This is a genomic window from Paludibacterium denitrificans (assembly GCF_009707705.1).
Classification (GTDB): Bacteria; Pseudomonadota; Gammaproteobacteria; order Burkholderiales; family Chromobacteriaceae; genus Paludibacterium_A; species Paludibacterium_A denitrificans.
This window is the reverse complement of the sequence record NZ_WLYX01000001.1, coordinates 647,228-661,294: the sequence shown is the minus strand read 5'-3', so window position 1 is coordinate 661,294 and position 14,067 is coordinate 647,228. Positions and strand designations below refer to the sequence as shown.

General features: G+C 58.5%; 20 protein-coding genes and 1 pseudogene. 9 read left to right on the top strand and 12 right to left on the bottom strand.

All coding sequences use genetic code 11. The features are described from left to right. Positions 1-443 precede the first annotated feature (443 nt). From GKE73_RS22495 to GKE73_RS04520, 4 genes are read left to right on the top strand one after another with little or no spacing between them, the layout of a single operon-like run. Positions 444-1,217 carry a class I SAM-dependent methyltransferase gene (locus tag GKE73_RS22495; RefSeq protein WP_280954763.1) on the top strand — a complete coding sequence of 258 codons (774 nt, stop codon included), beginning with the start codon at positions 444-446 and terminating at the stop codon, positions 1,215-1,217. Positions 1,218-1,245: 28 nt separating this feature from the next. Next, entirely contained in the window at positions 1,246-1,833 is a 588-nt protein-coding gene (locus GKE73_RS22490; protein ID WP_280954762.1) for a class I SAM-dependent methyltransferase, read from the top strand. After that, positions 1,820-2,425: a ferritin-like domain-containing protein gene (locus tag GKE73_RS04525; RefSeq protein ID WP_230369252.1), complete on the top strand. Its 606-nt coding sequence runs from the start codon at positions 1,820-1,822 to the stop codon at positions 2,423-2,425. Before GKE73_RS22490 ends, GKE73_RS04525 begins: the two co-directional genes overlap by 14 nt. Further along, on the top strand, positions 2,370-2,570 hold the full coding sequence (locus GKE73_RS04520) for a hypothetical protein (protein WP_230369251.1): 201 nt from the start codon (positions 2,370-2,372) through the stop codon (positions 2,568-2,570). The genes GKE73_RS04525 and GKE73_RS04520 overlap by 56 nt, the downstream gene beginning before the upstream one ends. Positions 2,571-2,584: 14 nt before the next feature. On the opposite strand, the gene GKE73_RS04515 is transcribed toward GKE73_RS04520, so the two are convergent. The 4 genes from GKE73_RS04515 to GKE73_RS04500 form a co-directional block, all read right to left on the bottom strand. Next, on the bottom strand, positions 2,585-3,202 hold the full coding sequence (locus GKE73_RS04515; protein ID WP_230369250.1) for a cation transporting ATPase C-terminal domain-containing protein: 618 nt from the start codon (positions 3,200-3,202) through the stop codon (positions 2,585-2,587). Between the two features lie 33 nt (positions 3,203-3,235). Then, positions 3,236-3,616, bottom strand: a complete 381-nt coding sequence (locus tag GKE73_RS04510) for an HAD-IC family P-type ATPase (RefSeq protein ID WP_230369249.1) — start codon at positions 3,614-3,616, stop codon at positions 3,236-3,238. A 5-nt stretch (positions 3,617-3,621) separates the two neighbouring features. Continuing rightward, positions 3,622-3,894, bottom strand: a complete 273-nt coding sequence (locus tag GKE73_RS04505) for a hypothetical protein (protein ID WP_230369248.1) — start codon at positions 3,892-3,894, stop codon at positions 3,622-3,624. A gap of 67 nt (positions 3,895-3,961) precedes the next feature. Continuing rightward, positions 3,962-5,143, bottom strand: a complete 1,182-nt coding sequence (locus GKE73_RS04500; RefSeq protein ID WP_230369247.1) for an HAD-IC family P-type ATPase — start codon at positions 5,141-5,143, stop codon at positions 3,962-3,964. A 312-nt stretch (positions 5,144-5,455) separates the two neighbouring features. Here GKE73_RS04500 and GKE73_RS04495 point away from each other — a divergent pair. Further along, positions 5,456-6,971 (top strand): annotated as a pseudogene (locus GKE73_RS04495) (fumarate hydratase); the annotation flags it as partial. Here GKE73_RS04495 and GKE73_RS04490 read toward each other — a convergent pair. Then, positions 6,857-7,600, bottom strand: coding sequence for a DJ-1/PfpI family protein (locus GKE73_RS04490; RefSeq protein WP_230371397.1), 744 nt, complete (start codon positions 7,598-7,600; stop codon positions 6,857-6,859). The pseudogene GKE73_RS04495 and the gene GKE73_RS04490 sit on opposite strands and share 115 nt — an antisense overlap. A 359-nt stretch (positions 7,601-7,959) precedes the next feature. On the opposite strand from GKE73_RS04490, the gene GKE73_RS22485 reads away from it, so the two are divergent. The 4 genes from GKE73_RS22485 (at position 7,960) to GKE73_RS04475 (ending at position 10,934) form a co-directional block, all read left to right on the top strand. Beyond that, complete coding sequence (locus GKE73_RS22485; RefSeq protein WP_280954761.1) at positions 7,960-8,085, top strand: hypothetical protein; 126 nt, start codon at positions 7,960-7,962, stop codon at positions 8,083-8,085. A 7-nt stretch (positions 8,086-8,092) separates the two neighbouring features. After that, positions 8,093-9,451, top strand: a complete 1,359-nt coding sequence (locus GKE73_RS04485; protein WP_230369246.1) for a DASS family sodium-coupled anion symporter — start codon at positions 8,093-8,095, stop codon at positions 9,449-9,451. 156 nt (positions 9,452-9,607) lie between these two features. Then, positions 9,608-10,057, top strand: a complete 450-nt coding sequence (locus GKE73_RS04480) for a YaiI/YqxD family protein (protein ID WP_230369245.1) — start codon at positions 9,608-9,610, stop codon at positions 10,055-10,057. 172 nt (positions 10,058-10,229) lie between these two features. Continuing rightward, a complete protein-coding gene (locus GKE73_RS04475; RefSeq protein WP_230369244.1) occupies positions 10,230-10,934 on the top strand; it encodes a class I SAM-dependent methyltransferase in 705 nt (234 codons plus the stop codon). 154 nt (positions 10,935-11,088) lie between these two features. Here the strand turns inward: GKE73_RS04475 and GKE73_RS04470 are convergent, their stop codons facing one another. The 7 genes from GKE73_RS04470 to GKE73_RS04445 all read right to left on the bottom strand — a co-directional run bounded on the left by GKE73_RS04470 (position 11,089) and on the right by GKE73_RS04445 (position 14,052). Beyond that, positions 11,089-11,496: a DUF2721 domain-containing protein gene (locus tag GKE73_RS04470; RefSeq protein WP_230369243.1), complete on the bottom strand. Its 408-nt coding sequence runs from the start codon at positions 11,494-11,496 to the stop codon at positions 11,089-11,091. Between the two features lie 2 nt (positions 11,497-11,498). Next, positions 11,499-11,576, bottom strand: coding sequence for a hypothetical protein (locus tag GKE73_RS25350; RefSeq protein WP_376767409.1), 78 nt, complete (start codon positions 11,574-11,576; stop codon positions 11,499-11,501). Further along, complete coding sequence (locus GKE73_RS04465; RefSeq protein WP_230369242.1) at positions 11,554-12,156, bottom strand: L,D-transpeptidase; 603 nt, start codon at positions 12,154-12,156, stop codon at positions 11,554-11,556. The genes GKE73_RS25350 and GKE73_RS04465 overlap by 23 nt, the downstream gene beginning before the upstream one ends. Positions 12,157-12,252: 96 nt before the next feature. After that, on the bottom strand, positions 12,253-12,897 hold the full coding sequence (locus tag GKE73_RS04460) for a tRNA-specific adenosine deaminase (protein ID WP_230369241.1): 645 nt from the start codon (positions 12,895-12,897) through the stop codon (positions 12,253-12,255). A gap of 233 nt (positions 12,898-13,130) precedes the next feature. Then, entirely contained in the window at positions 13,131-13,325 is a 195-nt protein-coding gene (locus GKE73_RS04455; protein WP_230369240.1) for a hypothetical protein, read from the bottom strand. Next, positions 13,312-13,716, bottom strand: coding sequence for a hypothetical protein (locus GKE73_RS04450; RefSeq protein ID WP_230369239.1), 405 nt, complete (start codon positions 13,714-13,716; stop codon positions 13,312-13,314). Before GKE73_RS04450 ends, GKE73_RS04455 begins: the two co-directional genes overlap by 14 nt. Positions 13,717-13,776: 60 nt before the next feature. Further along, on the bottom strand, positions 13,777-14,052 hold the full coding sequence (locus GKE73_RS04445) for an ElaB/YgaM/YqjD family protein (RefSeq protein ID WP_230369238.1): 276 nt from the start codon (positions 14,050-14,052) through the stop codon (positions 13,777-13,779). Positions 14,053-14,067 lie beyond the last annotated feature (15 nt).

Sequence of the window (14,067 nt, the reverse complement as noted above, 5' to 3'; positions counted from 1 at the left end):
GATGTTGCGTCAGGGGTTATTCGCGGCCATGGCAATGTGCCGACCGCGGGCTATACATAAAAAAACGTCGCGGAGGGAGATTGAACGGAGTCGGGCGCAAAAGCCGGTGGTCACTTCGCCAGTGCCAAACGGTGTCTCGATGTGGACTTGGCCTGTCAGCGTAACCGCTGTTGGCCTGTGATCCACCTTGTGGCAGCAAGAGATAGTCAAGTTCCAGCAATAGCGTTGTTGAGGCCGCGAATAATCCTTCCTCGCGCGGCTTCTTTTCGGGGATGGTCAATACCTGACGTCATGCCTGCCATGGTGCCGTGGTAATGGACTGTTGTTTTGGGGATGCATACGGGCCGAGGCCGCTGATTCAGGCTGCTGGCCCGGTGTGGCACAACTGGAACATACCGAAACGCCGTAGCCATTACCCAGCATGGCAAGGCAAAGGAGGACGTATGGCATCGCCGCCGTTTTCATCCATGATTACCGAAACCGCTGCGCCGGTACGGTCGCAGCCCGTGCGCAAGCATTCTGTTAGCGCGTGGCACACTCTTGCCGCCTTGTTGGCCGAAGCCGATATCCGCATTGGTGGAGAACGCCCGTGGGACATGCAGATTCATCACCCGCAAACCGCCACTCGGATTCTGGCGGAAGGTAGCCCGGGGCTGGGCGAAAGCTACATGGATGGCTGGTGGGATTGCCCACAGCTGGATGAGTTTGTTGCGCGGGTGATCATGGCGCGGCTGGAAGAGAAGGTAAGCATGTCGCGGCTGTGGCTGCAGTCCGTGCGTGCGCGGCTGTTCAATCTGCAAAACCTGCGGCGGGCCTGGGCGGTGGGTCTGGCACATTACGATCTGGGCAATGATTTCTTCACGGCCATGCTCGATCAGCGCCTGACGTATACCTGTGGCTACTGGGCGGATGCCCGCTCGCTGGAAGAGGCGCAGGCCGCCAAGCTCGAGCTGGTGTGCCGCAAGCTGGGTTTGCAACCCGGCATGCGGTTGTTGGACATTGGTTGTGGTTGGGGCAGCCTGATGAAATTTGCAGCCGAACGCCATGGCGTGCAATGCGTTGGCCTGACGATCTCGCGCGAGCAGGCTGAACTTGGGCGTCAGCGTTGTGCCGGTCTGCCGGTGGAATTCCGTTTGCAGGATTACCGCCAGTTCAATGGCGACGGGCACGAACGCTTCGAGCGCATTGCTTCAATTGGCATGTTCGAGCATGCTTAACCACAAGAATTATCGTGCTTTTTTTCAGATGGCCCGGCGCAGCCTGACGGAGGATGGGCTGTTTTTGCTGCACACCATCGGCAAAACCCGGCGCCATATCCCCACCGACCCGTGGATTGACCGCTACATCTTCCCCAACGGTGAACTGCCTTCGCTTGACCAGATTGCCGAGGCGTGTGAGGCGCGTTTCCTGATCGAGGATGTGCATAACTTTGGTGCCGACTATGACCGCACGCTGATGGCTTGGCATGAGCGCTTTGCCCAGTCCTCGCCACAGTTTGCGCCGCACTATGGCGAGCGTTTTCAGCGCATGTGGCGTTATTACCTGCTGGCCTGTGTTAAGCAGTTTCCGCGCCCGCCTCAATCAGCTCTGGCAGATCGTGCTGTCACCGCAAGGCGTGGCTGGCGGCTATCGTCGCCCGGTTTGAGTCTGTATCTATCCGCAGCGAGGCGTGTTCGGCCAACCTTGCTTGTTGCCTGCGCGCTGTTGCCAGCGGTCTGCGGCCTTGTAACGGGAGTCCCATGCGATGCAACAACCTGTTCCCCTTTCGGCCAACTGGAATCTCGACCAGATCCCGTGGGCCGCGATCCAAGCCGACCGCGTGCGCCAGCGTGAGGATGTGTTCTATCTGGTGGCGGCGGCGTCGTTCATCGAAATCACGTCGGAACTCTATACCGACAACCTGACTCAGCGCTTCGCAGACGATGAAGTGGTGACGGCGTGGCTGCATGATCATTGGCAGAAGGAAGAAACCCGCCACGGCCGGGTGCTGCGTGGCTATGTTGAGCAGGTCTGGCCAGAATTCGACTGGCCGCAAGCCTATCGCGCCTTCGTTGCCGACTATTCGCAGCTGTGCACCATGGAGCAGCTGGAGCCTACCCGCGGGCTGGAACTGGTGGCGCGATGCGTGGTGGAAACCGGAACGGCCACCTTCTATCAAGCACTGGCCGCCTGTGCGGACGAGCCGGTTTTGGTCGGGCTGGCACAGCAGATTCGTGCCGAAGAGATCGACCACTACAAACATTTTTTCCGCTATTTCCGCCAATACCGTCAAGGCGAGCAAACCAGCCGTCTGCAGGTGATGGCCGCGCTGAAACGGCGCGCCCTCGAAGCGCGGCGCGGAGATGCCGAGTGCGCCTTATGGCATGTGTATGGCGTGCGCCAAGGCCTCGGCTCGAGCCAACCGTGCCGACTTCAAGGCACTTAGCCGACGGCTTTTGCAGCAGATTCAGGCGCATTATCCGATCGAGATGGCCGCCAAGATGCTGCTCAGGCCGCTGGATCTACCCGCGGGTGTATCCCATGCCTTGCAAGGCCCGTTATCGCACGCCACGCGCTGGATGCTACGTTAAATCAGCGTGGCCGCTCAGGGGTTCGTCATCTTCACGACCGGTGCAAAGCGCTGGAAGAACCATTGTTTGATGCGTTCCACCACCAGCAGGTAAAACAGCACCATGGCAATGAGGATGAAAAAGAACGAAGCCGGTGGCGGCACGAAACCCAAATGGACGCCAGCCGGGGTAAACGGCAGCAATACCGCCGTGGCAACCACCATGAGGGAACCGACCAGCAGCCAGCGGTTGGGGCGGCTGTGGAAAGGATGGCGACGGGTGCGAATCACAAAAATGACCAGGACCTGCGTGGCCATCGACTCGATAAACCAGCCGGTATGAAACAGCGCTGCGCCTAAGGCATTAAACACCGTGAGCATGAGGTAGAAGGTGAGGAAGTCAAACAGCGAGCTGACCGGGCCGATGATCAGCATGAAATTGCGGATGAAATTCATGTCCCAGTGACGCGGTTGGCGCAAATCCTCATCATCCACCTGATCCAGCGGAATCGGCAGTTCGGACACGTCGTAGAGCAGGTTGTTGAGCAAGATCTGCACCGGCAACATGGGCAGGAAGGGCAAGAACAGCGCTGCCCCGGCCATGCTGAACATGTTGCCAAAATTGGAGCTGGTTCCCATCATGATGTACTTCATGATGTTGCCGAACGTCCAGCCCTTCCTGTACGCCTAAGCATGCAGCACGTTCAGGTTCGATTCCAGCAAAATCATGTCCGCCGCGGCCTTGGCAACATCCACCGCGCTATCGACAGAAATCCCCACATCGGCCGAATGTAGCGATGGCGCATCGTTGATGCCATCGCCCAAATAGCCCACCACGTGGCCACGCCGTTTCAGCGCCAGAATGATCCGGTTTTTTTGCGCCGGTGCCACCCGGCAAAACAGGTTGACGTGTTCCACGCGTGCGGCCAAGGCCTGATCATCCATTTGCTGGATCGCGCTGCCGGTCAGTACCCCGCTAACCGGCAGCCCGAGTTGGGCGCACAGATGCTGAGTCACCAGTTCGTTATCGCCGGTGATGATTTTGACCGCCACCCGGTCTTCGGCCAACCTGGTCAGCGCCGTTTTGGCGCTTTCCTTGGGCGGGTCGAGAAACGCGGCAAAGCAAATACCAGTTCGGTCTCATCGCTCACCACCGCATGGGGATGGTCCTTGCCCACCTGCCGCGAGGCAATGCCCAAAACGCGGAAACCCTGCTGGCTGAGTGCTTCAAATTGCTGGTTAATCGCCGCACGCACCGTTTCGTCCATCAACTGTGCCGTGCCGTCACCGGCCACTTCGTAGCGCACGGATAACCGTAGAATGTCCTCCGGCGCTCCTTTGACCACCAGCAGCTACTGCCATCGTCCACCAGCACGGACACGCGGCGCCGCTCGAAGTCGAACGGGACTTCATCTATTTTTTGCCAGCCGCTGGCGTCAATTTCCTTGTGTTCCAGAATGGCGTCATCCGGGGGCTGCGCAGACCGGTTTCAAAAGAACTGTTGATATACGCCAGCTCCAGCACCCGTTGGCTTTCCTGCCCGAGCGGCGCGACATGCCGCTCCAGACGAATACGTGCCTCGGTCAGCGTGCCGGTCTTGTCGGTACAGAACACATCCATGCTGCCGAGGTTATGAATCGATGCCAGCCGCTTCACAATCACCTTGTGCGCCGCCATGCGCAGGGCCCCGCGCGACAGGGTGACCGAAACCACCATGGGTAGCAGCTCTGGCGTCAGGCCAACCGCGAGAGCCACCGCAAACAGGAACGATTCCAACCATGGCCGATGGAAGAACGCATTGACCAGCAGTACGAACAACACCAGCAACACCGTCATGCGCATGATCAGCAGGCCGAAGCGGTGAATGCCCTGCTCGAAGTCAGTGGCAGGCGGTTTGGCCAACAGCGTGTCGGCAATGTCGCCAAGTGTCGTGCTCTGGCCGGTGCGGCACATCAGCACTTTGGCGCTGCCGCTGATCACCGAGGTGCCGAGTAGCACGCTGTTGTTGGCGAGCAAGATGTCGGTTTCGCTCGAGCCTTCGCTCACGGTTTTTTCTACCGGATAGGGTTCACCGGTCAGCAGCGACTGGTTGACGAAGAAGTCTTTGGCTTCCAGTAACCGGCCATCGCACGGAATCAGGTCGCCAGCGCGCAGCAGGGTGATATCGCCCGGCACCAATTCTGCCAGCGGGATTTCCACGGCCTGACCATCCCGTAGCACGCGCCCGCGGATGGCCACCGATTGGCGCAGCTGCTCTGCGGCCTGCCCGGCGCGGTATTCCTGCACAAAATCCAGCGTCACGCTGATCACGACAATCACCGTGATGATGAAAAAGCTGGCCACATCGCCGGTCACGGCAGACAGCGCGCTGGCAATCAGCAGGATGATGACCAGCGGGTTACGGAACTTGACCAGAAACTGCACCAGTAACGCCCGCTGACGTTCGCCGTGGATAACATTACGGCCAAATTCGGCCAACCGCTCCGCAGCCTCGGCATGGCTGAGGCCATCAGGACGGCTTTTCAATTGCTGCAACAAGCTGGCGACAGGAAGCTGCCAGAAAGCGGAACGGGGCGGTATTGGCGGTGTTGGCATGATGGCTGGCCTGAATGAAGGCTAACGGGTGAGATCCCGCCAGACTGGATTTGCTTCTATGGCAGATCCGTGGCGGTCATGATGACCTGTGTAAACACTACACCCAGATGGCATGGCAGGCTACTGCAACGCCTGCGTGCAGGCGGGCTGGCGATAGCGTCCGGCGGTTGGGCCGTGCTGCGCCGCTGGCCGTAGCTGGGCATGATCGGACACGGCTTTATCAGCCTTTACCGTTAATTGGGCTAGAACCATCGCGCGTAAGTCCTTAAAATAGCGGCCACACTTCTCAATGCAGCACGCTGGAGACACTTAATGACCACGATCCGTCAGGACGATTTCATCCAGAGCATCGCCGATGCTTTCCAGTTCATCAGTTATTACCATCCCAAGGACTATATCGACGCGCTGTACCAGGCTTATCTGCATGAAGAAAGCCCGGCCGCCAAAGATGCCATGGCGCAGATTCTGGTCAACAGCCGCATGTGTGCCGAAGGCCATCGTCCGATCTGTCAGGATACCGGTATTGCCGTGGTGTTCCTGAAAGTCGGCATGAACGTGCAGTGGGATGCCACGATGAGCGTTCAGGAAATGGTCAATGAAGGCGTACGCCGTGCCTACACCAACCCGGATAACAAACTGCGTGCTTCGGTACTGCGCGATCCGGCTGGCAAACGTCAGAACACCAAGGACAACACCCCTGCCGTGGTGCACTACGAGATCGTCGAAGGCGATCAGGTCGAAGTGACCTGTGCCGCCAAGGGCGGTGGCTCGGAAAACAAATCCAAGTTCTACGCCCTCAACCCGTCTGACAGCATCGTCGACTGGGTACTGAAAACCGTGCCGACCATGGGCGCTTAGCTGGTGTCCTCCGGGCATTCTGGGGATCGGTATCGGCGGTACGCCGGAAAAAGCCATGGTGATGGCCAAGGAAAGCCTGATGGCGCCGGTGGATATCCATCTGGTAAAAGAAAAAGCCGCCCGTGGCGAAACCCTGACCCGCGTGGAAGAGCTGCGTCTGGAACTGCTGGAAAAAGTCAATGCGCTGGGCATTGGCGCACAAGGCCTGGGTGGCCTGACCACGGTGCTGGACGTCAAGATCATGGACTACCCGACGCACGCTGCCAGCCTGCCGGTTGCCATGATCCCGAACTGCGCCGCCACCCGTCACGTGGAATTCCATCTGGACGGCACTGGCCCGGCCAAACTGGAAGCTCCGAAACTGGAAGACTGGCCGGACATCACCTACAACCCGAGCAACGGCAAGCGCGTCAACCTCGACACCATTACGCCGGAAGAAGTACAAAGCTGGCAGCCGGGCGATGTGTTGTTGCTCAACGGCAAGATCCTGACCGGCCGCGATGCTGCTCACAAGCGCATGGTCGATATGCTCAACAAGGGCGAAAAACTGCCGGTAGACTTTACCAACCGCTTCATCTACTACGTTGGCCCGGTTGATCCGGTCCGTGACGAAGTGGTTGGCCCGGCAGGCCCGACTACCGCCACGCGCATGGACAAGTTCACCCGTCAGATGCTGGAACAAACCGGCCTGCTGGGGATGATCGGCAAGGCCGAACGTGGCCCGACGGCAATTGATGCCATCAAGGACAACAAGGCTGTTTATCTGATGGCCGTGGGCGGTTCTGCTTATCTGGTGTCCAAGGCGATCAAGACCTCCAAGGTGGTGGCCTTTGACGATCTTGGCATGGAAGCCATCTACGAGTTTGAAGTGAAAGACATGCCGGTAACGGTGGCCGTGGATTCGCAAGGCACTTCCGTACACAATACCGGCCCGGCCGAATGGCGCGTGAAGATCGGCAAGATTCCGGTCGCCCAAGCCTGAAGCTGATTACTGCTTAGCCGCCAGCCTTTTCGGCCAACCTTGGCCGGATCAGGCTGACAACAGCCCCGCCTCCTGCATGGAGCGGGGCTGTTTTGTTGTAAGCGGATTAACTCAGCAAGGCGTGGAATTGGGCCAGCCGGGCCGGATGTGCTTAGCCATGCCGGTGCTGTTACCAGCAGCCCGTCCGTGATGGCGCCGGTCATGGGCAATTCGACGTAACTTCCCCCTGCCTGACGCACTTCCGGCGCACAGGCTGGATAGGCCGAAACCTGTTTGCCACGCACCGCATCCGCCGCTGTCAGGATTTGCGCACCATGGCAGATGGCGGCGATGGGTTTGTGGTTATCAACAAAATGGCGCACGCAGGACAACACCTGCAAGTTCAGGCGCAGATACTCCGGTGCACGGCCACCGGGAAGCAGCAGCGCATCGTAACGGTCCAGTTCCAGCGTGGCAAAATCGGCATTCAGGGTGAAGTTGTGGCCGGGTTTTTCGCTATAGGTTTGCGCGCCTTCGAAATCATGAATCGCCGTCCGTATCTGTTCGCCAGCGTGCTTGCCCGGGCAGGCCGCCTCCACGCTGTGTCCCATCGCCTGCAGTGCCTGAAACGGCACCATCAGTTCGTAGTCTTCCACGTAATCGCCGCAAATGCTCAAGATGTGTTTGCTCATGTCGCCGTCTCCTGAGGGGGTGAGATCAACTGTTACTTTAGGCGAAAAACACGGTATTCACCTGTAATGCTACCGCGCGCCGCCACATGGGCGTGTGCGATGAGGAAGAGGGCGATCCTTCACGGGACGACGTGAAGTTCTCTGTTGATACGGATCAAGCTATTACCAACATCTGTTCCTATAATGAATTAAGTTATTTAAAAAAATAGCCGGATTGATCAGTGTTACCTATTGCGTATGGCTGATTACCGTGTCGCAAACTATGCGGCGGCGGGTCCGTGCACACATCCTGTAAAGGAGACATCATGTCGTTCCATCTACCCGCTGTGGCAGGCCTGAAACCTGCCACCTTCTGGGGTGCGCTCTTGGCGTTGCTCGCTGCTGGCGCCATCGAAGCCTTGCCTCTTGCCGGTACGCTGCCACAAGTTTAGCCACCACATGCTGGCGATTCTGGCCTTTGCCGTGATCATCTGGATCAGCGAGGCGCTGGATTACACCGTCAGTTCCATTCTGATCGCAGTGTTCATCATTTTCAGTGTGGGCATGTCGCCGGATGTCTTGCACCCGGAAAAACTGCTGGGTACGGACAAAGCGTTGAAACTGGCGCTTTCCGGCTTTGCCAACTCCGGGCTGGCCCTAGTGGCGGCGGCCTTGTTCATCGCCGCGGCGATGACCCATACCGGGCTGGATAAGCGGCTGGCGCTGTTTACCATGTCGCGTATCGGCGCTGGGGGGCGGAAGGTGCTGATCAGCTCCATTGCCGTGACCATTCTGTTGAGCTTCATTGTGCCCAGTGCCACGGCGCGTACCGCCTGTGTGGTGCCGATCATGCTGGGTGGGATTGCCTCGCTGAAGCTGGATCGCAAAGGCCCGCTGGCAGCCTCGTCGATGATTACCATCGCGCAGGCAACCAGCATCTGGAACGTGGGGATTCTCACTTCGGCCGCGCAAAACTTGCTGTCGCGCGGGTTTATCGAAAAAGCGTTCGGTGCTGGCCATGCCTTGACCTGGACTCAGTGGTTTCTCGCTGGTGCGCCATGGAGTCTGGCGATGTCGGTGGCGCTGTATTTTGTTGTGCGCCGTCTGATGCCGCCGGAAATCGAAGACATTCCGGGCGGACGTGAAGCCATTCGCAACGATTATCTGGGCTTGGGTGCGATGACCGGCGCGGAAAAACGCTTGCTGACTATCTCCTTGGTGCTGCTGGCGCTGTGGGCGACCGAAGGCAAGCTGCACCATATTGATACCGCTTCCAGTACGGTGGCCGGGATTGCGCTGATGATGCTGCCGGGTGTGGGGGTCATGAGCTGGAGTGACGCGCAAAAACGTATTCCGTGGGGCACCGTGGTGGTGTTTGGCGTGGGGATCAGTTTGGGAACCGCTTTGCTCGATACCAAGGCCGCCACGTGGCTGTCCACGCTGGTGGTGAGCAGCCTGCATCTGGATACGCTGTCGGGCTTGGGCGTATTTGCCGTGCTTAGCGCCTTCCTGATTCTGATTCACTTGGGCTTTGCCAGTGCCACCGCGCTGACCGCCGCACTGATGCCGATCATGGTCAGCGTGCTCGCTGGCTTGCCCGGCCCCATCAATGGCCCCGGTATTGCCATGTTGCTGGCTTTTACCGTCAGCTTCGGGTTTGTACTGCCGATCAATGCACCACAGAACATGGTGTGCCCGGGCACCGAAACCTTTACGTCACGCCAGTTTACTCAGGTTGGCCTGTGGCTGACCGGAATTGGCTATCTGTTACTGCTGCTGTTTGCAGTCAGCTGGTGGTCGTTGCTGGGCCTGCTCTGAGTCTGGAGGGTTGGCTTGCCAAAGCGCATGGCTGTGATGGCCGTGCGCTTTTTTGTTAGCGCCAATGTTTTCTGACGTTTTCGGCCAACCTTGTTCGGCGATTAAGGCAGGATTCGGGTAGGCTTGCTCCTGCTTTGTTACCGTGAAAGAAACAGGATGGTGATTTGGGTTGATGCGGATGCCTGCCCCGGGGTGATCCGCGAAGTACTGTGCCGTGCGGCACAGCGCACCGGAGTTCCGGTGACATTTGTTGCCAATCGGCCGGTTAATGTTCCCGCCGCGCCCTCCATCCGCACCTTGCAAGTGTCCAAGGGCTTTGATGTGGCCGACAACGAAATCGTGCGGCGCACTGCCGAGCATGATCTGGTGGTGACCGCAGACATTCCGCTGGCGGCCGAAGTGCTGGCCAAGGGCGCTGCGGCACTAAACTGGCGAGGAGAGGTCTACTCACCAGAAACCATTGCCGCGCAGCTGACCATGCGTGACTTCATGGATACCTTGCGTGGCAGCGGGGTGCATACGGGCGGCCCGGATGCGCTTTCGCAGGCCGATCGTCAGGCGTTTGCCCGCCAGCTCGATCATTGGCTCGCCCACCATTCTGCTTGATGGATGGTCCCGAGCCGCGCGGAGGTGGACGATGGGCAGGAAGGCTTTCTATCAAGTTATTTGATATATAAATTTAATTCTAATTAAATTTAATGGTTTTAGCTTGTGTTTTGCTGGCGATAGATTTAATGTCTTTAGCATCGCGCATGTGGCGCAAAACTGGATAGCCAGAATGGATCCTCGAGCAATAGCTATCGCCACGTTTGACCTGCATTCCGAGCAGTATGCCCGTTATCGTCCGCACTATCCGGAAGCCCTGTTTGCCTGGCTGGAGTCGTTATGTCCGGTGAAACAGCGGGCGTGGGATTGCGCGACCGGAACCGGGCAGACGGCTTGCCGGTTGGGGCAGAGCTTTGCCCGGGTCGACGCTACCGATATCAATCCCAATCAACTGGCCGCCGCGGAGCATCATCCGCGCGTGTTCTATCGGGAATGCCCGGCGGAGCAAACGCCATTTGATGACGAGGTATTCGAGTTGGTTACCGTCGCGCAGTCGTTGCACTGGTTCGACTACCCCCGTTTCTGGCCAGAGCTGGAACGGGTGCTCAAACCCGGTGGTGTCTTTGCCGCGTGGGGCTATGACTGGTTTTCCGTGACGCCGGAAATTGATCAGGCCGCCAAGGTGTATCTGTCGATTGTGCGGCCGTTCTGGTCCAGTTGTAGCCGTTTACTCTGGGATGGGTATCGGGAAGTGGGCTGTCATCTGCCAGCCGTACCCCCGCCCCAGTTTGTCATCAGCATGCAGTGGGACTTATCCCAGTTGCTGGGCTATTTACGTACCGGTCGGCCACCAAGTTGTGCATGCAAAGCCCGGGCTCGGGCGTGCTGGATGATGCTCAGGATCAGATCATGCGGGCGTGGGGCAGCCCACTGTTGATACGTCAGGTGACCATGCCGCTGCATGTTATTGCCGGGCGGAAACCCCTGTAAACCGTGTGTCGGCCTGACTTACAAGGTTGGCCGAAATCATTGCCCTGCATGAAGCCGCTCCTTGGCCGTGACGACATCGGGCCAAAGAGGGCTGGTGCGGTTCAAGCCTCCTTCTGTGCTTCCAGATCGGACAGCAATATCTTCAGCGCATCGGACGACATCACCAGTTCGGCCAGCGAGATTCCCAGCGATGCAATCATCAACAGCAGACTGATGCCAAAGCTCAGTTGCGCCAGCACAGGCCAGCCAGTGTAGACCTGAAACATCGCCACCACGCACAAAAACAGGCTGCCCACGCCAAGGAATTGCATCCATTTGATCAGGGCGATACGGGTGCGCAAATTGCCAATCTGGCGCAGGATTTTCTGGTCACGAGACTTGCGATAGTCATCGTAAAGATGACGGATAATGGCCGCGAGGCCGAGAAAACGGTTGGTATAAGCCAGTAACAGCAGGGAAATAGCCGGAAACAGCAGGGCCGGAGTCGTCAGGTTCAGCGCGGGATTCATGATCAGGCGTTCTCGTCAATCAGCACATCGATGCCAAGGCTGGTGTTGTTAAAAAGTTCAATCACATCGCCGTTTTGCATGCGCACACAGCCCAATGAGGTTGGGACACCCCATTGCACGTGTTCGCTTAGCACCGTGGATATAAATGGCGCGGTCGTAACTGTCCACTTCACCCCCCTGATTTTTGCCCGGTTCTTCGCCACACAGCCAAAGGATGCGGCTCAGTATCCAGTCCTTGTTGGGATATTCGGCGTGTAATTGAGCGGTGTACTTCCATGGCGTCACCTTGCGCCGGAAGATGATGGTATTGGCTTCCGCCCCGTCGCCTATTTTTTCGCAAACTTTGTGCCAGCCACGCGGCGTCTGGTAGCTGTTGACGCGCTCACCGACACCGTTACGCGCGGTGGATACCACATAGTGACGCTGCTCCCGGCCCCATGGGTCAAATAACACCAGTGTTTGCGATTTGATGCCCACCCGTATCCACGGGGTGCCGTAATGCAAGGTATTGGGCTGGGTCGGTTGTAACGGCCCATCGGTCTGTGCTTGCAGAATCAGGCTGGCCGCTGCCACCTCTGCGGGGGCGTCAGCCATTACCACGGTGCTGCCAAGCAAGCCCATCAACGTGAGTGCACAAGAGTGGAGCCACACGGACTTCATGTTCATTTTCCTGAATGTCGCCGTTGGCGGAAAAATTCGGACAGTTGCGCGGCGCAGCGTTCCTGCTGTTGCCCGCCAAATACCGCCGTGTGATGGTTAAGCTGGCGGTTTTCGAACAGGTTGATCACGCTGCTTAACCGCCCCGGTTTTGGCATCTGCGGCGCCATAGATAACGCGGGCAACGCGGGCGTGCAGGATGGCGCCGCTGCACATCGGGCAAGGTTCCAGCGTGACATAAAGATCACAGCCATCCAATCGGTAATTGCCCTGATGCCGGGCCGCAGCCCGTAGCGCCTGCATTTCGGCATGAGCCGAAGGGTCGCTGCCGCTAATCGGCTGGTTGAAGCCACGTCCGATGATAAGGCCGTCTCGTACCACAACCGCGCCCACCGGCACTTCTCCCGCCTGTTTGGCCTGTTCGGCCAACTGTATGGCTTCCTGCATGAACGTGGCGATGGTTTCTGCCCCCGGAGGCAAGGCGACCGGCGGGTGTTGCGCCAGCTGTTGCAGCAAGTCTTGGCGATCGGTATCCGTTAGCTGGTTCCAATGCACACCGCGGGCCGCTGCGGCCAAGGCAAACAACACACGGTGGGTGACGGTATGGCCCGCCGCTTTCAATTGTAGGAAGGCAGTGATGCATCCCACCTGATTGAGCTGCTGGCGGTTGCCAATTCCCAATTCGGCCAACCAGTGAATGGCTGCCGGGGGCAGTGGAGGGGAGGTGAGGGGCGTCGATGGCACGGTAACAGGCATCGCCCCATTATAAAGATGCTGCCGGATACTGGCGATGGGCTAAGCCGCAGATCAGACAGTGACCCGCATCAGCAGGAGGAGCCACTTATGATTAACGGCCGAAATGGCCGCGGAGAGATTCAGTGTTGGCGGCGCGTCACGAACGAGGCCAAAAGCGCCGTCCCGCTTGCCATAGCACAAAAGCACGCGTGCCCCATTGTAGCCAGCGACGCAGCTTGCTATCAGGAAACAGCCCCCCCCAGCGTAGCAACCATGCTGCCGAGTTTGCTGCCCGCCGTCAGGCTTTTCAGTCCTTCACCAGCCAAACCCAGCGGGTGACGGCGCAACGCATCCAACTCCGGGCGCAGCTTGACGCGCAGAACTTCGCCTTTCATCAGTAACAGCTGTTTTTTGACGGCCCGATCATGTGGTGTCATGGTTTAATGCCGTCCATTCAGCGCATCCCAGTCCTTGCGCACCTCGGATAAGGTGCAGGCAAAAGGCGAGGCTTGTCGTCGCAACTGCCAGCGCAACCACAGCAAAGCTAAGGCCCCGCTGCCCAATAAGCCGGTAGCCATCAGCCCAAGTACCAGAGGCCGTGAGCTGGTAAGCCGTAACCAGCACAATCACCAGCAACATCGCCATCAACCCCAGCAGCAAGCACACCAGCGCCAAGCCGCCCAGCAACAGCGTAGCCAGCAAACGGTCTTTCTGTTCTTCGGCTTCCAGCGACAGCAGTTCCGCGCGGGTCAGTAATAGCGAAAACACCCCGCCAATGAAGGAACGCAGGGTTCCCGGACGGGGTGTATGGGTGACAGAGTCAGTCATCAGTCAGATCGGCAGACAATTAGCGGCGGGAAACCAGCAAACCCAGCAGGAAGCCTACGCTTAAGCAGCAATACCAATCGATTTCCACGGGTTTTCATGCACATACTGATCGGTAACCTTGGCGGCAACCTTGGCCTTGCCCACAATCGCCTGTTCTGCCTGAACCAGGCGAGCCTTGGCCACTTGCAGGTTTTCAGTCACACGCTTGCGCAATTCTTTGGCCTTTTCGCCACCTTCATCCGTGGAGGCGCCCAGCAGGGTTTCCGTGCTGGTGAGTACCGGGCGAACGTCTTCCAGCAGTTGTTCTTTCTCTTGGTTGAGTGCAGCGTCGGACATGGCAAACCTCCTTGG